This is a genomic window from Nocardioides sp. (assembly GCF_047607365.1).
GTDB lineage: Bacteria > Actinomycetota > Actinomycetes > Propionibacteriales > Nocardioidaceae > Nocardioides.
The window spans coordinates 1-18,406 of sequence record NZ_JASGDD010000175.1; the positions used below are offsets into that span (position 1 = coordinate 1).

At 72.1% G+C, this 18,406-nt stretch carries 16 protein-coding genes; 9 read left to right on the plus strand and 7 right to left on the minus strand.

The features are described from left to right. The 4 genes from QM572_RS13650 to QM572_RS13665 all read left to right on the plus strand — a co-directional run. Nucleotides 1-1,504: alkaline phosphatase D family protein (locus QM572_RS13650; protein WP_415094014.1), on the plus strand; the 1,504-nt coding region annotated here is incomplete at its 5' end. A 43-nt stretch (nucleotides 1,505-1,547) separates the two neighbouring features. Continuing rightward, nucleotides 1,548-3,029, plus strand: coding sequence for a GTPase HflX (gene hflX / locus QM572_RS13655; RefSeq protein ID WP_415094015.1), 1,482 nt, complete (start codon nucleotides 1,548-1,550; stop codon nucleotides 3,027-3,029). 147 nt (nucleotides 3,030-3,176) lie between these two features. Continuing rightward, nucleotides 3,177-3,857: an SGNH/GDSL hydrolase family protein gene (locus tag QM572_RS13660; RefSeq protein ID WP_415094017.1), complete on the plus strand. Its 681-nt coding sequence runs from the start codon at nucleotides 3,177-3,179 to the stop codon at nucleotides 3,855-3,857. A 131-nt stretch (nucleotides 3,858-3,988) separates the two neighbouring features. After that, complete coding sequence (locus QM572_RS13665; protein WP_415094019.1) at nucleotides 3,989-5,962, plus strand: ATP-dependent DNA helicase; 1,974 nt, start codon at nucleotides 3,989-3,991, stop codon at nucleotides 5,960-5,962. Nucleotides 5,963-6,076: 114 nt separating this feature from the next. Here the strand turns inward: QM572_RS13665 and QM572_RS13670 are convergent, their stop codons facing one another. The 4 genes from QM572_RS13670 to QM572_RS13685 all read right to left on the minus strand — a co-directional run bounded on the left by QM572_RS13670 (nucleotide 6,077) and on the right by QM572_RS13685 (nucleotide 12,477). Next, on the minus strand, nucleotides 6,077-7,765 hold the full coding sequence (locus tag QM572_RS13670; RefSeq protein ID WP_415094021.1) for an MXAN_6640 family putative metalloprotease: 1,689 nt from the start codon (nucleotides 7,763-7,765) through the stop codon (nucleotides 6,077-6,079). Between the two features lie 63 nt (nucleotides 7,766-7,828). Continuing rightward, nucleotides 7,829-9,163: an alkaline phosphatase family protein gene (locus QM572_RS13675; protein ID WP_415094023.1), complete on the minus strand. Its 1,335-nt coding sequence runs from the start codon at nucleotides 9,161-9,163 to the stop codon at nucleotides 7,829-7,831. Then, nucleotides 9,160-11,082 carry an alkaline phosphatase D family protein gene (locus QM572_RS13680; RefSeq protein WP_415094043.1) on the minus strand — a complete coding sequence of 641 codons (1,923 nt, stop codon included), beginning with the start codon at nucleotides 11,080-11,082 and terminating at the stop codon, nucleotides 9,160-9,162. The genes QM572_RS13675 and QM572_RS13680 overlap by 4 nt, the downstream gene beginning before the upstream one ends. A 45-nt stretch (nucleotides 11,083-11,127) precedes the next feature. After that, complete coding sequence (locus tag QM572_RS13685; protein ID WP_415094025.1) at nucleotides 11,128-12,477, minus strand: aromatic amino acid lyase; 1,350 nt, start codon at nucleotides 12,475-12,477, stop codon at nucleotides 11,128-11,130. A gap of 83 nt (nucleotides 12,478-12,560) precedes the next feature. Between QM572_RS13685 and QM572_RS13690 the strand changes: the two genes are divergently transcribed. Genes QM572_RS13690 through QM572_RS13705 form a run of 4 tightly spaced genes read left to right on the plus strand, consistent with a single transcriptional unit; the run spans nucleotide 12,561 to nucleotide 15,901 of the window. Beyond that, a complete protein-coding gene (locus tag QM572_RS13690; RefSeq protein WP_415094027.1) occupies nucleotides 12,561-13,607 on the plus strand; it encodes an ABC transporter ATP-binding protein in 1,047 nt (348 codons plus the stop codon). Continuing rightward, nucleotides 13,604-14,260, plus strand: coding sequence for an ABC transporter permease (locus tag QM572_RS13695; protein ID WP_415094029.1), 657 nt, complete (start codon nucleotides 13,604-13,606; stop codon nucleotides 14,258-14,260). The genes QM572_RS13690 and QM572_RS13695 overlap by 4 nt, the downstream gene beginning before the upstream one ends. Then, nucleotides 14,257-14,928: an ABC transporter permease gene (locus QM572_RS13700; protein WP_415094031.1), complete on the plus strand. Its 672-nt coding sequence runs from the start codon at nucleotides 14,257-14,259 to the stop codon at nucleotides 14,926-14,928. Before QM572_RS13695 ends, QM572_RS13700 begins: the two co-directional genes overlap by 4 nt. 31 nt (nucleotides 14,929-14,959) lie before the next feature. Next, nucleotides 14,960-15,901: an ABC transporter substrate-binding protein gene (locus tag QM572_RS13705; RefSeq protein ID WP_415094033.1), complete on the plus strand. Its 942-nt coding sequence runs from the start codon at nucleotides 14,960-14,962 to the stop codon at nucleotides 15,899-15,901. 7 nt (nucleotides 15,902-15,908) lie between these two features. On the opposite strand, the gene QM572_RS13710 is transcribed toward QM572_RS13705, so the two are convergent. The 3 genes from QM572_RS13710 to lexA form a co-directional block, all read right to left on the minus strand. Then, nucleotides 15,909-16,343: a rhodanese-like domain-containing protein gene (locus QM572_RS13710; RefSeq protein ID WP_415094035.1), complete on the minus strand. Its 435-nt coding sequence runs from the start codon at nucleotides 16,341-16,343 to the stop codon at nucleotides 15,909-15,911. Continuing rightward, entirely contained in the window at nucleotides 16,340-16,858 is a 519-nt protein-coding gene (locus QM572_RS13715; RefSeq protein WP_415094037.1) for a cysteine dioxygenase, read from the minus strand. Before QM572_RS13715 ends, QM572_RS13710 begins: the two co-directional genes overlap by 4 nt. A gap of 95 nt (nucleotides 16,859-16,953) precedes the next feature. Beyond that, nucleotides 16,954-17,676, minus strand: a complete 723-nt coding sequence (lexA, locus tag QM572_RS13720; protein WP_415094039.1) for a transcriptional repressor LexA — start codon at nucleotides 17,674-17,676, stop codon at nucleotides 16,954-16,956. Nucleotides 17,677-17,868: 192 nt separating this feature from the next. On the opposite strand from lexA, the gene QM572_RS13725 reads away from it, so the two are divergent. Continuing rightward, on the plus strand, nucleotides 17,869-18,231 hold the full coding sequence (locus QM572_RS13725; protein ID WP_415094041.1) for a LysM peptidoglycan-binding domain-containing protein: 363 nt from the start codon (nucleotides 17,869-17,871) through the stop codon (nucleotides 18,229-18,231). Nucleotides 18,232-18,406: the final 175 nt, after the last annotated feature.

The following is an 18,406-nucleotide window of genomic DNA, read 5'->3' on the forward strand; positions in this document are numbered from 1 at the left end:
CCACCTGCTCGGCGACGGCGGCCGCGCCGCCGGGAGCCGCCGTGCCGCGGCGCTGGTCCGCAGCCGGATCACCCAGCCCACCTCGACCCGGGCCGGCGACGTCACCACCGACTCCGCCGTCGTGTGGGCGCGCAGCGGCGACGAGGTGGGCCGGCTGCACTGCCGGCTCACCTCCAACGGGCTCCGCGTCGCCTCGCTGCGGGGAGGGGTCGCCAACCCGGGCAACGACCACACCGCCCGGCTGGTGCTGACCGGGCTCCAGCCGGGGCGCGAGTACGTCGCCACCACGTGGTTCGCGCACCCCGACGGCACCACCGGGCAGCCCCGGAGCACGCGGTTCACGACGGCGTCCGACGTGCCGACGCCGACGAGCTTCGTCTGGTCCGGCGACACCTGCGGCCAGGGCTGGGGGATCGACGAGTCGCGGGGCGGGATGACCGGCTACGCCGCCGTACGCGCGCTGCGGCCGGACTTCTTCCTCCACTGCGGCGACAACGTCTACGCCGACATGCCGATGGCCGAGCACGACCGGGACGCGTGGGGCAACGGGTGGACCAACGTCCTCGACGACTCGGTGACCAAGGTGGCCGAGACGCTCGCCGACTTCCGCGGCCGGCACCGCTATCCGCTCCAGGACCGGAACGTGGACGCGCTCTACGCCGAGGTGCCGACGGTGGCGATGTGGGACGACCACGAGACGCTCAACAACTGGTACCCCGGCGAGATCGTCGACGACCCCGCCTACCGGATCGAGCGGCGCTGCGACGTGCTCGCGGCGCGCGGGCGGCGGGCGTGGCAGGAGTACATGCCGATCGCCCCGTCGGTCATGGGACGGTCCGGGCGGATCTACCGCAGGATCGCGCGGGGGCCGCACCTCGACGTCTTCTGCCTCGACATGCGCAGCTACCGCGACGCCAACGGCTTCGACCTGTCCACCGACCCGTCGCACGGCATCCTCGGGGCCGAGCAGGCGCGGTGGCTGCTGGCCGGGCTGAGCGCCTCGACCGCGACGTGGAAGGTCGTCGCCGCGGACATGCCGCTCTCGATCGCCACCTCGCACGCCGACGACCGGGACTCGGTCGCGCAGACCGATCCCGGCGCTCCGCGGGGGCGCGAGATCGAGATCGCGCGGCTGCTGGCCGGGCTCCGGGCGAACCGCGTGCGCAACGTCGTCTGGGTCACCGCGGACGTGCACTACACGGCCGCCCACCACTACGCGCCCGAGCGGGCGGCGTTCACCGGCTTCGACCCGTTCTGGGAGTTCGTCTCCGGGCCGATCCACGCGGGGACGTTCGAGACGACGACACCGGACGCGACCTTCGGTCCCGAGGTGGTGTTCGCGAAGGGCAACCGGACCGACACGATGCCGATGTCGCCCGCCGCCGGCAACCAGTTCGTCGGTCAGATGGAGATCGCCGTCGACGGCCGGCTGACCGTCACCCTCCACTCCGTGGGGGACGGACCGCTGTGGACGCGCTCGTTCGATCCGGAGCCTCCTGGATAAGCAGTACGACGTACGCCGCCGCCCGACGTACGCTGGAGGCCGTATGACGAACGCACCTGACCTCACCGACTTCTCGCTCCGCGCCGAGCTGGAGCAGACCGACGACTGGGACGACGTCGCTCTCGTCCCTGCCGATGGCGACGATCCCGAAGAGCACTCCTTGGGCGCGATGGAGCTCGCCGAGCGGCACGCGCTGCGGCGCGTCGCCGGGCTGCGCACCGAGCTCGAGGACGTCACCGAGGTCGAGTATCGCCAGCTCCGGCTCGAGCGTGTCGTCCTCGTCGGCGTCTGGTCGTCGGGGGAGCAGTCGCAGGTCGACGTGGAGAACTCGATGGCCGAGCTCGCCCTGCTCGCCGAGACCGCCGGCTCGGAGGTGCTCGAGGCGATCTACCAGCGCCGCCAGGCGCCCGACCCGGCCACCTACATCGGCCGCGGCAAGGTCGAGGCGATCAAGGAGATCGTGGCCGCGAGCGGGGCCGACACGGTGATCTGCGACGGTGAGCTCGCCCCCTCCCAGTTGCGCAACCTCGAGGACAGGATCGGCGTCAAGGTCGTCGACCGGACGGCGCTGATCCTCGACATCTTCGCCCAGCACGCCAAGAGCCGCGAGGGCCAGGTCCAGGTCGAGCTGGCCCAGCTGAACTACATGAAGCAGCGCCTCCGTGGCTGGGGCGGCAACCTCTCCCGCCAGGCCGGTGGCCGGGTCGCCGGCGGCGCCGGCATCGGCGGCCGCGGTCCCGGCGAGACCAAGATCGAGACCGACCGCCGCCGGATCAACACCAAGATCGCCAAGCTGCGCCGCGACCTCGCCGAGATGAAGGGCACCCGCGACACCAAGCGCCAGGAGCGGCGCCGCCACCAGGTGCCCGCCGTCGCCATCGCCGGCTACACCAACGCCGGGAAGTCCTCGCTGCTCAACCGGCTCACCGGCGCCGGGGTGCTGGTCGAGGACGCGCTCTTCGCCACGCTGGACCCCACGACGCGGCGCACCCAGGCCGCCGACGGCCGGGTCTACACGATGTCCGACACGGTCGGCTTCGTGCGGCACCTGCCGCACCAGCTCGTCGAGGCCTTCCGCTCCACCCTGGAGGAGGTCGCCGACGCCGACCTCATCGTCCATGTCGTCGACGGGTCGCACGCCGATCCGGAGGGCCAGCTCGCCGCCGTACGCGAGGTGTTCCATGAAATCGGAGCGATCGGCGTCCCTGAACTGGTCGTGATCAACAAGGCCGACCTCGCCGACCCGATCGTGGTCGGCCGGATCCAGCGCAGCGAGCCGCACTCGGTCGTCGTCTCGGCCCGCACCGGGGCCGGGATCGAGGATGCCATCGCGGCCGTCGAGGCCGACCTGCCGCGGCCGGCGGTCGAGTTCCACGCGCTGCTGCCCTACAGCCGCGGCGACCTGGTCAACAAGATCCACCAGGCCGGCGAGATCGACAGCCTGGAGCACACCGCCGAGGGCACCCGGATCAAGGGCCGGACGTCGGAGCTGCTGGCCGCCGAGCTGGCCGACTTCGCCGTCTGACCCGGCGCTGGCTCCGAGGCCGACCAGGGCCTGATCCGCACCTGATCCGGGCCTGATCCGGGCCTCCAGAGAGCGGCGGAGACCCCGTGGGACAGCGGGTTCCGCGGAAATGCTGCGGAATCGCGGACGCGACCGCATCATTACGTCGTGCTCCGTGCTTCCCGCCGGACCGCGCTCTCGGTCACAGGCGTCCTCGTCCTTGCTCTCGCGCTCGCGCTCGCGGGCACCGTCGTGCTGCGCGGGCGCGCCGAGGCGGCCGCGGTGAAGCGGATCTGCCGCACCTTCGAGCACCAGCAGGCGGTCCGGCTGCGGGAGGTCCAGGGCACCGGCCGGGCCGTGACGGTGATCGGCGACTCGTGGTCGGTCGGGCACAAGCTCGCCGACCTCTCGAGGTCCTGGCCCTCGCGGCTCCCGGGCCGGGTGACGGTCAACGGCTTCTCCGGCTCCGGCTTCAGCGCCCGCGCCTCGGAGTGCGGCGCGTACTCCTTCGCCACCCGCACCGCCTCGGCCAAGGGCGCCGACCTCGTGATCGTCGAGGGCGGCCTCAACGACTACGACCAGAGCCACGCCGCCGTGAAGGCCGGATTCGAGCGGCTCCTGACCCGGCTCGCGGGCAAGGACGTCGTCATCGTCGGCCCCGCCCCCGCCCCTCGGCGACTTCGCGGCGCCCAGCGCGTCGACCGCTGGCTCGCAGCCCTCGCCGCGAAGCACGACGTGCGCTACCTCAGCGCGATCCACCTGAGGCTCCCCTACCTCCAGGACCGCCTCCACCTCACCGCCGCCGGTCACCGCCAGTTCGGCGACTGGGTCGCCGCCCACCTCTCCTGACCCTCCTGCCCCCCCGTTGTCACACGTCGGCAGGGACGTCGTGGCCGTTGGTGGGCGCCGGGTGGGGCCGGGACGGTCCCGGCGACCGTGTGAAAGGGCAGGGTGGGGGTGCCGCGGGATAGGCTGCAGCGGTGACTGACTCGGCCGTCCGGACCTTGCTGGCCGAGGCGGTGGAGGCGCTCGGGGGGTCGACGCGCGAGGGTCAGATCCAGATGGCCGAGGCGGTCGCCGACGCCCTGGAGGACGAGCGCCACCTGGTCGTCCAGGCCGGCACCGGCACGGGAAAGTCGCTCGCCTACCTTGTGCCCAGCCTGCTCCACAGGAACCGCGTCGTCATCGCCACGGCGACCCTCGCGCTGCAGCACCAGCTGGTCGAGCGCGACCTGCCGCGGCTGATGGGGACACTGGAGCACCGCAGGGAGCTCCCCACGACGTACGCCGTGCTCAAGGGCCGCTCCAACTACGCCTGCCTGCACCGGATCCGGGAGGGCGTGCCGGACGACACCGGCACCCTGTCGATGGACGTCCAGATCGGGGGGATGGCCAAGAAGGTGCTCGAGCTGCGCGAGTGGGCCGAGTCCGCCAGCTCGGCGGGTGAGGCCGGTGACAAGGACTCCGCGCCCCGCCACACCGAGCGCGAGTGGCGCCAGGTCAGCGTCTCGGCCCGCGACTGCCTCGGCGCGGCCAAGTGCCCGTTCGGGGAGGAGTGCTTCGCCGAGCGCGCGAAGGAGAAGGCCGCGAAGTCGCACCTCGTGGTCACCAACCACAGCCTGCTCGCGATCGACGCGATCGAGGGGATCCCGATGATCCCCGAGTACGACGCCGTCGTGATCGACGAGGCCCACGAGCTCGTGGCGCGGGTGACCCAGGCGGCGACCGACGAGCTGGGTGCCGGCGACGTGGACCGGGCCGCCCGCCGGGCACGGCGGCACGTCAGCGAGGGCCAGGCGGCCGACGACCTCGCCGACGCCTCCGACGAGCTCGGCCTGACGCTGCGGGAGACCGCGGTCGGCCGGATCGACGCGCTGCCCCAGGACCTCCTCGACGCGCTCGCCCGCGTGCGGGACGCGGCTCGTGCCGCGCTGAGCGCCTTCCCCAAGCAGAAGGACGACGGTGACGGCGACGCCGGGGCGAAGCAGGCCAAGGGGATGGTCCAGGAGGTCTTCGACGTCGCCGAGCGGATGGCCGCGGGAGCGCAGAGCGACGTGCTGTGGCTCAGCGACGGGGGCGACCGTGGCGGGTTTCGGCTCCACGTCGCGCCCCTGCAGGTCTGGGGCCAGCTGCGCGACAAGCTGCTCACCGAGAAGACGGCCGTGCTCACCAGCGCCACCCTCAAGCTCGGCGGCGACTTCTCCGGCATCGCCTCGACACTCGGGCTGAAGCCCAGCGAGCTCGAGACCGGCGACGCTCCGACCGAGCGGACCGAGACGGTCCTGCCCTGGCGGGCGCTCGACGTCGGCAGCCCGTTCGACTACGGCCGGCAGGGCATCCTGTACGTCGCCAAGCACCTGCCCCAGCCCGGGCGCGACGGCCTCTCCCAGCAGGCGCTCAACGAGATCGTCGAGCTGATCGACGCCGCCGACGGCCGGGCGCTCGGCCTCTTCAGCTCACGCCGTGCGGCCGAGCAGGCGGCCGACCACGTCCGCGCCAAGCTGCCCCACCTCACCACGCTCGCGCAGGGCGAGGCGCAGCTGGCCGAGCTGGCGCAGCAGTTCGTCTCCGACCCGCACACGGTGCTCTTCGGCACGCTGACGCTCTGGCAGGGTCTCGACGTCCCGGGCGACACCTGCCAGCTCGTGATCATCGACCGGATCCCCTTCCCGCGCCCCGACGACCCGCTGATGAGCGCGCGGCAGCGGGCGGCCGACCAGGCCGGGGGCAACGGCTTCATGCAGGTCGCCGCGACCCACGCCGCGCTCCTGCTCGCCCAGGGAGCAGGCCGCCTGATCCGTACGACGTCCGACCGAGGTGTCGTCGCCGTACTCGATCCCCGGCTGGCGACCGCGCGCTACGGCAGCTTCCTCAAGGCGAGCCTGCCGCCGATGTGGCCCACCACCGACCCCGCCGTCGTCCGCCAGGCCCTCGCGCGGCTGGCCGGCGGCTGAGATCGCGGGGTGAGGAGTCACCGGTTAACCGGTAACTGGGTAACTTCTCGGCCAGTGCGCCCCCCGAGAAGTTCCACAGTCGCCGGTTAACCGGTGACTCCTCTCCCGCCGGGGCTAGGAGCTGAGGGACCACTTCGCCTTCAGGCCGTCGTGGACGGGGGTGCCGCCGCAGGAGTAGCCGGCGGTGTTGTTGGAGCAGCCGCTGTAGGTGGTGTTCGCGTTGACCAGGGTCAGGTCGACCCACTGGATCTTGCGGTTGGAGAAGGCCAGCCGGACCTTGCCGTCGCCCTTCTTGTTGAGCTTGATGACCTTGGTCGTCTGCTTGCCGTTGCGCAGGAAGATCGTGGCGACCGCGACCGAGCCGAGGGAGCGGTTGGCCAGGTTGACCCTGATCGTCGCGCGGTGGCTCTTCTTGGTGATCTTCTTCGGCACGAGCCGGATGGTGCCCGACGCGAGGTGGTCGATGGTCATCGAGCCGGCGCGGCGCTTGCCGGACTTCACCCGGTAGGTGCGGCGGGGGGAGGCGACGGGGTAGGAGGAGCCGCCCGCGTAGGTCGTCGCAGGGTGGCGGTTGGCGGCGGCGTACTGCCCGAAGGTGGTGGCGAAGCTCTTGCCGCGCTCGGCGAGCGCGCTGGTCACGGCCTGGATGGAGTACTGGTCGGCGCCGAGGCTGTCGGCGTACTCCCAGATCCTCCGCACGAGGTTGGGCAGGGTGCCGGTGCGGGTCGTCGAGACCCGCTCGGTGAGGTACTCGAAGTAGATCCAGTCGCCGTACTGCAGGGCGCCGCCGGCGCCGTTCCAGGTGTCCAGGGAGATGCCGGGGTAGCGCAGCTGGGAGTAGGGGAGGTACTGCCGGTTGTCCGGGATCTCCGGGTAGAGCTGGTGCTCGGCCCACACCGCGGTGGCCTCCATGATCCAGGCGTCCTCGAGCGCGTCGTAGGCGAACTGCACGGCGTGGAAGTACTCGTGCGCGGCGGTCACCTTGAGGATGTCCGAGGAGGTCTCCCCGGTGTACGTCGCGCGGTACTGCGAGAGGGAGAAGTCGTTGTCGAGCACGCAGAACGCCGGCACGTTGCTCTTGTTGGTCGGCGGGTAGTAGACGACCCGGCCACTGTCGTCGATGTCGTAGGCGCAGTAGCCGTAGATGCCCTGGTCACCGAGGTCGGCGAGGTAGATGTCGGTCTGGTTGCTGCCGCCCCAGTTGACCGCCTGGCCGTTGTAGGCGGAGTAGGGGTCGCTCTCGGTGGCGGCGTCGGCCATGGGCTGTCGGTAGCCGGCGGCGGTGTAGGTCGCCGAGACGTTCGCCAGCACGGCGAGCGTCTGCTGCGCCCAGTCGGCGGTGGTCGCGTTGGCGTTGCCCGGGTGGTTGGAGGTCGGCAGGTAGTGCACCTTGACGTTGCCCGAGGAGAGGGTCGCCTCGCCGCTGCCGCCGTCGTCCCACGGCCGCTGGAACTGCGCGTACGCCGAGTTGCGGTCCGCGCGGGAGAGCGCGTTCAGTCGCAGCGACAGCTCGCGCAGGGCGAGCGTGGGGTCGGCGCCGCTCTCGGTCTGCTCGACCGCCTCGGCGCGCGACTTCTTCGCGAAGAGGTCCTGCACGGTGTCGAGCGCGTCGCCCGCCGCGTCCTTCGCCTCGGCCGCCGTCTCACCGGCCGTCCCGGCCGCGGCGACCCGCTCGGCGAGGCCGTCGGCGGCACCGCTCTCGGCGGAGGGGGCGGGAGCCGGCGCACTGTCCTCGGCCCAGGCAGGAGTCATGCCCGAGAGGAGAGCAGTCGCCGTCACGGTGATCAGGACGAAGCGACGCATGGGCTCGACTATAGGCAGTCGCGGCGACACTTCCGCAACGCCCGTGGCGATGCTGACAGGGAGTCACGGGCGCGACGTGCCGACCCACCCCGAGGCGGGGGCGGCGACGCCGAAGAAGGCACCGACCGTCGGGGCGACGTCGTACGTCGCGACGAGGTGGGAGCGGACCGAGGGCGACGTGACCGCGCCTCCGGCGAGGAAGAACGGGATCGGCCGGGTGGTGGGGTGGCCGTGGTTGCCCGGGATGGGGTTGGAGACCAGCGTCGGGTCGCTGAAGCGGTAGCCCTTGCGGCAGAACGCGACGAGGTCGCCGGCCAGCGCGCCGGCGCCGAGCCCGAGGTCGGCGGGGTCGTGCACCGAGAGCACGCCGGTGGTGGCGAGGGCGAGCTCGCGCATTCTCGCCAGGCCGGCCGTGCGGCCGGCCGCGGAGCCGGTCCAGTAGACGAGGTCGGCGCCGCCGTTGCAGGCGATCTCGTAGGACCCCGCGAGGCTGGTGTCGGCGTCGAAGACCGAGGTCAGCGAGACCACCGAGCCGACCGCGCTCCAGTCCATGCAGTGGTCGGCCAGGACGAGGAGGAGCGTGTCGTCCCAGTGCCCGGCGCTCTTCAGCGCCGTGACCAGCCGGCCGACCTGGGCGTCGGTGTCGGCCAGCGCCGTCCGGCGTACGACGGGCAGGGACTGGTTGCCGAGCAGGCCGGTCGTCAGCCCGCCGACGATGTCCGCATGGCCGAAGCGGTCGATGTCTCCGAGGTTGACGAACAGGAGGTGGGGATCCTGCTCGGTCATCATCTGGATGGCGGCCGGGACGGTGAGCGCGTCGACCTCGTGCCCCGTGATCGGCAGCGCCAGCGTCGGCTCCCACTGGTAGGTCGCCTCGCCGAGGAAGGCGTTGTAGAGGTAGGTCTTGGAGAGCACCGACCCCGTCGTCAGGCCGGCGCCGCGCAGGTGGTGGAGCAGGGTGTCGCTGCCGTACGCCGTGCGGGCGGCCGCGAAGTCGGACCACGTGGCGTCGCGGGTCGCGGCGACGGTGCGGTCGTAGACGGTGTTCGCCGGGATGCCGTTCTGATCCGGCCGCACCCCGGTCATCATCATCATGTGATTGGGGATCGTCTCCATGATCGGCTGCGACAGCGCTCGCGGGTAGCGGATGCCGCCGTCGCGCAGCGCGGTGATGTTCGGGGTGATCCCGAGGTCGAGCTCCTCGGGCCGGCAGCCGTCGAGGACGAGCACGACGCACCGCTTCGAGGTCGTGACCGCGGCGTCGGCGGCCGAGGTGCCCACCGCGCCGGCCGCGGCGGAGACGACCAGTCCGGCGGCGCCCGCCTTCAGCACGGTACGACGGGAGGCGCTGATCCGGGCCGGGTCGGCGCTCAGCGGGGCGTTCGCGGGGGCGCTCATGCGACGGGCTCCGTGAGCTGGTGGACCAGGCCGGTCCCGGTGCTGGTGGCCCAGGACTGGCCCCACGCCACGGTGGCCCGGGGATCGGCGCGATCGGAGATGAACCACCAGTCGCTCTGCACCCGCGCCGGGGTCACGTCGACGACGAGGTAGCCGTGGTTGTTGAAGTCGAGGTACTTGATCTGCGGGTTGGCCGCCCGGACCGCCGCCGCGGCGGTCGTGCCGGCGGCGAGGTTCGCGGCGCTGGTCGGGTCTCCGGGCACGGCGTCCTTGATGTTGTTCGAGGTCACCGAGGGGCAGACGAACTCCACGCCCGCGGTCGAGCCCATCAGCCCGTAGGTGAGGGTGTCGGTGACGGGGTAGGGCACCTCGATCGCCCATGAGGTGTGGATGTCGCCGGTGATGAAGACGACGTCGCGCACGCCTTGGTCGACGATGTGGTCGAGCACCAGGGAGCGGTCGTGCGTGTAGCCGTCCCACTGGTCGGTGTTCAGCCCCTGCGTCTCGGGCAGGTAGGCGCCGCCGCCGAGGCTGTCGAGCAGGTCGCGAACGCTCTGCGGCAGGCTCGTCACCTGCAGCGGCGCCATCATCACCGGGTTGCCGACGAGCCGCCACTGCGGCGCCGTGACGCTCAGGCCGTCGCGCAGGAAGGACATCTGGTCGGCTCCGGTGATGGTCCGGTCGGCGTCGTTCACCTCCGCGGAGGTGGGCGTGGCGACCTGCTCGTCGCGGTAGCTGCGCAGGTCGAGCATGGTGAGCTCGGCGAGCTGGCCGAAGCGGAACCGCCGGTAGATCGTGGAGCCGTCGCCCAGCGCGACGGTGCCCTCGAGGCGGATCGGCATCCACTCGTCGTACGCGCGCTGGGCGGCGGCCTTGGTGGCGGCCCAGTCGGTGATCGCGTCGGCGGAGTCGCCGGTGGTGCCGTCGCGCCAGGCGTTGTCGGCGAACTCGTGGTCGTCCCAGGTGGTGATGAAGGGGTAGCGCACGTGGAGCGCGGCGAGGTCGGCGTCGCGCTTGTACTGCGCGTGCCGCAGGCGGTAGCCGCGCAGGGTGGTCGCCTGCTCGGGCGGCTCGTGGGAGCGGATGTCGGTCTGGGCGTAGCCGTTGCCGTAGGCGCCCGGCGCGTACTCGTAGAGGTAGTCGCCGAGGTGCACCACGACGTCGAGGTCGTCCCGGGCGGCGAGGTGGCGGTAGGCGCTGAACCAGCCCGCCTGCGCGTTGGCGCAGCTCACCACGCCGAGCCGCAGGCCGGCGGGCGTCGCGTCGGCCGCGACGGTGGTGCGGGTGCGCCCGACCGGGCTGACCTGGGCGTCGCGCCAGGGGCCCTGGAAGACGAAGCGATAGAAGTACGTCGTCGCGGCGCTGAGGCCGGTGACGTCGAGCTTCACCGTGTGGTCGCGGTCGGCGGTCGTGACGAAGCTGCCCGACCCGACCATGCTGGTGAAGCCGGCGTCGAGGGCGACGTGCCACAGCACGGTCGCGCTCGGACCGAGCCCGGAGGCGGGCGTCGCGTCGGCGGCCGGCGTGACCCTGGTCCAGATCACGACCCGGTCGGGCAGCGGGTCGCCGGAGGCGACGCCGTGCTGGAAGAAGGCGAAGCCCGCCTCGGGGGCGTTCGGCTGCGGAGGCGGGATGACCGCGGTCGAGGCCGAGCCGGTCGAGGTCGAGCCGGGAGAGGAGGAGGCCGGGGCGGCGTACGCGGCGTGGATCCTCGCGATCTCGCGGCGGTGTCCCGCGATCAGCCTCCGCAGGCGGCGCTTGGCGGCCTTGGAACGGGTGTGCCGGATGCGCCACTGGTCGTAGGCGATGTGCTGGTGGAGCCACTGGTGGCGCTTCCGGACCTTGGCCGGCAGCGGCGCCTCGGGGATGTCCGAGTGCCACACCGGCTTGTGGATGCGCTTCCACCGCGCGAACGACATCACAGTGGGGAAAACTACGCAGGCCCGGCGGAGGTGACGGTCAGGTCACGTGAACGTTCGGTAACCGGCGATCTCGGCGGCGGCCGCGCGGAGCTCGTCGCCGAGCACCCGGTCGGGCCGCTCCCGCCCCGCGTGCACGCCGGCGTGCAGCTCGATCGCGAGCAGGTCGGGCAGCAGCGCGGCCATCGCCCGGGCTCCACGCACCGACTGGGTGGCGTGGCTGGCGAGCTCCTCGAGGCCGAGCGAGACGCTGGTGCGGTGGAGCGTCGCGGGCAGGGTCTCGTGCCGGATCCGGGTGAGCACGTCGGCGGCGAGGTACTCGCCGATCATCAGGCCCGAGCTGCTCATCGTCCCGCCGGCGAGGAAGGCCCGCTCGCCGGTGAGCTGCGGGCTCATCAGCGCCGCGAGACGCGCCTGGGAGAGCTCGGCCACGCCGAGGACCGCGGCCCGCAGCCGGTCGACGGCCACCGCGAGCCGGTGGGCGAGGAAGGCGCCGTGGTGGCGGACCGTCCCTCCGGGCAGGGGGAGCGGGTTCTCGGACGGTGTGGCGATCATCGCGGTGAGCACCGCGGCGACTTCGGCGAGCGCCTCCTCGGCGGCGCCGTGCACCTGGGGGATCGTCCGCAGCCCGAACGGGTCCTGGACCCGCAGCGGCTCGGCCGCCTCCCGGCCGGCGCCGTCGACCGCGATCAGGTCGCGCATCCGCGCCGCCACGGCGCCTGCCGCGTCGCCGGTCCCGAAGACCGCCGGGTCGAACGCCTCCGCGTTGCCGTGGAGCGCCCCGAAGCTGCGGGCCGCGACCCGCTCGGCGGCGCGCAGGAGACCGGCGAGGGCGTCGTACGCGAGGACGGCGAGGCCGATCGTGAGGGCGTTGCTGGAGAGGAACGGCAGCGCCTCGACCTCGTCGGGGTCGTGGCCGGCCGCCTCGCGCAGCGCGAGGGCGAGCTGGGCGAGCGCGGGCAGGTCGCCGGTGCCGATGCTGCCGTAGCCGTGGAGCGGCGGCAGCCGGTCCGCGATCAGCGCCTCCTCGAGCGCGAGGGCGAGCGGGAGGCTCACGCCGGTCGAGCCCTGCGCGAGCTGGAGGAGGCGCACGAGCATGGTGGCGCGGACCTCCTCCTCGGCCAGCAGCGGGCCGAAGGCGCCGGCGTGGCTGCGCCACAGCCGCAGTCCCTGACCGCCCGCGCCGCCCTGATCGCCGTCCTCGCCGGCCTGGCGATCGATCGCGACCGCGCGCAGCGCGCCGACGCCGGTGGTGGCGCCGTAGACCGTCCCGTGATCTGCTGCCTGCAGCAGGTCCGCGTGGCTGGCCTCGATCGCCGCGCGGGCCGCGGGGGTCAGGATCGCCTCGACCCGCCGCTCGCCGCGGGCCTGGGCGGCGAGGGCGGAGAGGTTCATGAAACGCACGGTAGTGGGCAACGTAGAGGTCTCGAAGTCCGAAAGGCATATATGACCAGCGCACTAGACAATAGGGTGTCCTCGTGATCGAGTTCGAGCACGTCAGCAAGGAGTACGCCGACGGCACCCTGGCCGTCGGCGACCTGTCGATGGTCATCCCGACCGGGGAGATCACCGCGTTCGTCGGTCCCTCCGGCTGCGGCAAGACGACGTCGCTGCGGATGATCAACCGGATGGTCGAGCCCACGGGCGGCACGATCTCGATCGATGGCGTCGACAACGCCCGGCGGGACCCCGCCGAGCTGCGGCGCTCGATCGGCTACGTCATCCAGGCCGCGGGCCTCTTCCCGCACCGGACGGTCCTCGACAACGTCGCGACCGTGCCCGTCCTGCAGGGCGTCTCGCGGCGCGAGGCACGCTCCCGGGCGGCCGAGACGCTGGAGCGGGTGGGCCTGGACCCGGCGCTCGCGAAGCGCTATCCCGCCCAGCTCTCGGGCGGCCAGCAGCAGCGTGTCGGCGTCGCCCGCGCGCTGGTCTCCGACCCGGCCACGCTGATCATGGACGAGCCCTTCTCCGCGGTCGACCCCGTCGTACGCGAGGCGCTGCAGAGCGAGCTGCTCCGCCTCCAGGACGAGCTGCGCAAGACGATCGTCATCGTCACCCACGACATCGACGAGGCGATCCGGCTCGGCGACCAGGTCGCCGTCTTCGCCGAGGGTGGACGGCTCGCGCAGTTCGGGCCGCCCGCCGAGATCCTCGCCGACCCGGCCGACGACTTCGTCGCGGGATTCGTCGGTCGCGACCGGGGCTACCGCAGCCTGTCGTTCGCGACGAGCTCGCTGGTGCCGGTCCAGCCCGTCTCCACGGAGATCGACGGCCTCCGGCTCGAGCTGGACGACGCCGGCCGGCCGCTCGGGTGGCGCTCCGGCGAGGGTGCCCTGCTTCCCGTCGAGGGGACCTTCGACGCCTCGCACACGCTGCGCGCGGTCACCAACCTCGTCATCCTCTCCCCGGCCGGCGCGGCCGTCCGGGTCGACGCCGACGGTCGCGCCGACGGGCTGGTGCTCCAGGCCGACCTCGCGGTGGTCCTCGCCGAGCGGCAGCGGGCCCGGCTGGAGGGTCCCGCATGAGCCTGCTGCACGACATCGGCGACTACATCCAGGTCAACCACGGGGTGATCGGGACCGCGCTGCTCCAGCACCTGCGGCTCTCCCTGATCCCGGTGCTGGTCGCCGTCGTGCTCGCCGTGCCGGTGGGCTGGATCGCGACCATCCACGTCGCCCTGCGCCATACCCTCTTCACCGCCGGCAACATCCTCTACACCGTCCCGTCGCTGGCGATGTTCCTCGTGCTCCCCGGGCTGCTGGGAACGAGCATCCTCGACGAGACCAACGTCATCGTGGCGCTCGCGATCTACACCCTCGCGCTGCTCGTGCCGCGGGTGGCCGAGGGGCTCAACTCCGTGGACCCGCTGGTGCTCCAGGCGGCGACGGCGATGGGCTACAAGCCGGTGCGGCGCTGGGCGACGGTGCAGCTGCCGCTCGCGCTGCCGGTCGTCTTCGCCGCCGTCCGCGTCGCGACCGTCGCCAACGTCAGCCTCGTCACCGTCGCGTCCCTGATCGGCATCGGCGGCCTGGGCGGCCTGTTCACCCGGGGCTTCCAGCTCGGCTTCTACGCCCCGCCGATCGTCATCGGCCTGGTCCTCTGCGTCGGCCTCGCGATCGTGCTCGACCTCCTCATCGTGGCGCTCCAGCGTCTCGTCACCCCGTGGGTGCGCGCATGAACCTGGACTACCTGACGGACGGGGCCAACTGGGCGTGGTCGTCCAGCGACTCCTTCCCGCACCGCCTGCTGGAGCACCTCGGCTACACCTCGCTCGCGCTGCTGATCGCCGCGGTGATCGCGCTGCCGATCGGCCTCTACGTCGGGCACACCAATCGCGCCGCCGTCCTCGCCATCAACCTCGGCAACGCCGGTCAGGCGGTCCCCACCCTCGGCCTGCTGATGCTCATGCTGGCGCTGCTCGGCCTCGGCCTGCTGCCGGTCATCATCGCGCTGGCGGCCCTCGCCGTGCCGCCCCTCATCACGACGACGTACGCCGGCCTGCGGGCCGTCCCGGCGGGCGCGGTCGACGCCGCGGTCGGGATGGGCATGCGCCCGTTGCAGGTGCTGGTCGGCGTCGAGATCCCGGCCGCGCTGCCGATCATCGTCGGCGGCCTGCGCAACGCCACCCTGCAGGTCGTCTCCTCGGCCACGATCGCCGCGTACGCCGGGATGGGCGGCCTCGGCCGCTATCTCTTCGACGGCCTGGCCGTGCGGGACTATCCGCAGGTGGTCGCCGGCTCGGTCGTCGTGGCCGTGCTCGCGATCGCGCTCGACCTCCTCATCGCCGGACTCGGGCGCTGGTCGGTCTCACCCGGCCTGCGCCTCTCCACCCACCAGACGTCGTGACGCTCGGTCACGCAACACGAAAGGCACGCCCATGCACCGCATTCTCCGTCTGCCGCTCTCGGCGGCGGCACTGCTGCTGGCCTCCTCGACCCTGGTCGCCTGCGGCGGGTCGGACGGCGACCCGCTGTCGTCGGGCTCGGACGGCGGCTCGTCGAGCTCGAGCGACACGATCACGATCGGCTCGGCCAACTTCCCCGAGAGCGAGCTGCTCGCCGACATCTACGCCGGCGCGTTGAAGGCTGCCGGGGTCAAGGTCGAGACCAAGCTCAACATCGGCTCCCGCGAGGTCTACTACCAGGCGTTCGAGGACGGCTCCATCAACCTCCTGCCGGAGTACAACGGCGCCCTGCTGGCCTACCTCATGCCCGACGGCACCCCCGAGGGCGTCTCCTCGACGGAGACCGTGGACGCGCAGCTCGCCAAGGTGCTCCCGGAAGGCTCGGAGATCCTCGACAGCGCCGAGGCGCAGGACGTCGACACGATCACCGTCACCAAGGAGACGGCCGACAAGTACGACCTGACGACCATCGCCGACCTCAAGCCGGTGGCCGGCAAGCTGACCATCGGCGGCCCGCCGGAGTGGAAGACCCGTCAGCAGGGCCTGCTCGGGCTGAAGAGCATCTACGGCGTGGAGTTCGGCACGTTCAAGTCGCTCGACGCGGGTGGCCCGCTCACCATCGAGGCGCTGAAGAACGGCGACATCGACGCGGCCGACGTCTTCTCCACCGACTCCTCGATCGTCGCGAACGACTGGGTGAGCCTCGAGGACACCGAGAGCCTGTTCCTCGCCGAGAACGTCGTCCCGTTCATCAAGTCCGACGTGGCGACCGACGAGGTCAAGGAGGCGCTCAACGCCGTCTCCGCGGCGCTCACCACCGAGAAGCTCGCCGCCGCCGTGGCGGAGGTCCAGGTCGACAAGAAGGACCCGGTCACCGTCGCCGCGGAGTTCCTCAGCGACAACGACCTGGACTGATCCGCGCTCAGTCGGCCTCCGCGACCAGCTGCTCGATCGGAGTCGGGCCGGTCGCCCCGCGCACCACGGGGTGGCCGGCCCTCTTCCATGCCTCGATCCCGCCGACGACGTCGGTCGCGTCGATGCCCAGGCTGACCAGGCTCGCCGCGGCGAGGGACGAGGTGTAGCCCTCGGTGCAGTAGACGATCCAGCGCTCGGTCGTGTCCGCGAGCGGGAGGCGCGCCTCGCTCGCCGGGTGCAGCCGCCACTCGAGGTGGTTGCGCTCGACGATCAGCGCCCCCGGGATCTCGCCATCGCGCTCGCGCTGCCAGGCGGGCCTGATGTCGACCAGGCGCGCGCCGCGGCGTACGGCGTCGCGGGCGTCGTCGGGAGAGAGCCGCCTCAGCGTCGCCCGCGCCGCGTCGAGCAGGTCGTCGACGGAGGCGAAGACGGCCGGGCTCACGACGCGTCGCGCGCCGGGCTCGGAGCCTCCGGGTCGTCCGTCCACTGATCCGCCCACTTGAGCAGGGTGCCACCCTCGGCGTCGTAGTAGTTCATCCGGCGCAGCGGGGGCGAGTAGGCGTGCACGCTCACCGCGACCGTCTCGTCGTGGTTGCGGACGTCGTGGACGTAGCGATCCCCGAAGACGACGGTGTCGCCGGCCTCGCGGGACTGCCGGGTGAGGACGCCGGGGCCGTCGGCGCGCCGTCCGCTCCAGACGTACTCCGCGAGCGTTCCCTCGACCACCGTGAAGGCACCGGTGGAGCCGCCGTGATCGTGCAGCTCGGTGCCCTGCTCGCGGGTCCAGCTGATCAGCCAGACGTCGACGTCGTCGTCGGCGTGGAGGCGCACGTGCCAGCGTCGCGTGGGGTCGGACTGGACCGGATGCAGGCCCTCGTGGACCTCCGCGGCGTAGCGCCGCGTCAGGGCGCGGAGCTCCGCAGAGGAGAGCTGACGGGAGGGGAGGGCGTACGACACGCCCTAAAGACTACAACAATGATCGACTTTAAGGACTAAAAGGTTTCGCGGATAGGTGTCGTCGTCGCAGCAGGCGCCACCTATCCGCGAAATCTCTAAAGGCTGCGAAGAACCGCGGTGACCTTGCCGAGGATGGTCGCGTGCGTGCCGTCGATCGGCTCGTACGCCGGGTTGTGCGGCAGCAGCCAGACGCGGCCGTCCTTGCGCTGGAACGTCTTGACCGTCGCCTCGCCGTCGATCATCGCGGCGACGATCTCGCCGTTCTCGGCGGTCTGCTCGCGCCGCACGACGACGTAGTCGCCGTCGCAGATCGCGGCCTCGATCATCGAGTCGCCCCGGACCTCGAGCATGTAGAGCTCGCCGTCGCCGACCAGCTCGCGCGGAAGCGGCATCACCGACTCGGTGTGCTGCTCGGCGAGGATCGGGCCGCCGGCGGCGATGCGGCCGACGAGCGGGACGTACTGAGCCGGGGAGACGGTGTCGCCGATGCCGGTCTCGTCCACGGTGGCGCTGTCGTCGGCCGAGCCGATCGCCTTGCGGGCGGCCATGACCTCGGGCAGGAAGACCTCGAGCGCGCGGGGCCGATGGGGGTCCCGTCGCAGGAAGCCCTTCTCCTCCAGGACGCGGAGCTGGTGGGCCACGGAGCTGGTCGAGGTCAGTCCGACCGCGGCGCCGATCTCGCGCATGCTCGGCGGGTAGCCGCGCTGCTCGATCGAGTCCTTGAGGCAGGTGAGGATCCGCTGCTGGCGCGGGGTGAGGCCCGTCGCGTCCGCCGGCCCGTCGGGCAGCACCGCGATGTCCGGGATCTTCTTGCTCATGGCGGCGACTCTAGCGCGGTTCTTCGAAAAAGTGTTCGACCAATCGCGGCGACACGCTTGAAATCGTTCGAACACCTGATCTAATCTCGTACACGTGTTCGAACGACGGGCTCCTCGACCGGAGCTTCTGTCGGTGGGCACGTCTAGAACTTCAGTCAGCTAGCACAGTCCGTCCTTCCCCAGGAGCAAGCCATGACGACGATGACCCTCGACACGCCCTTCACGACGAGCCGCCCGGCCCGCCCCCAGCCCGTCCGGCAGGGCTCGCAGGTGCGCCTCACGCGACGCGGCCGCGTTGTGGTGTTCGGCGCCGGTCTCCTCGCGACCCTCGCCCTGGCCCTCGGCGTGACCGCCAATTCGACGGCGACCGAGCGGCCGGCGTCGCTCGCCACCATCACGGTCGGCAGCGGCGAGACGCTGTGGGACATCGCCTCCTCGGTGGCCGTCGACGGCCACACCGGCGACATGGTCGAGCAGATCAAGGAGCTCAACCACCTCGACAGCGGTGCGCTCGAGGCCGGTCAGACGCTTCGCGTCCCGACCGCCTCGCGCTGACCCTCAGCTGTCCAGCGCCGTCCCCTCGACCCGGGCGGCGCTGGACCCCCTCCCGACGCTCGAAGAGGGCCGGCTCGGCGACGATCACTAGCGGGCGGCTCGCTTGCCGCCCTTGACCCGCGGCCCGGCCGGCGTGCGCGGCGGACGGGGCTCCTCCGCCGCCGGCGCGGGGAGC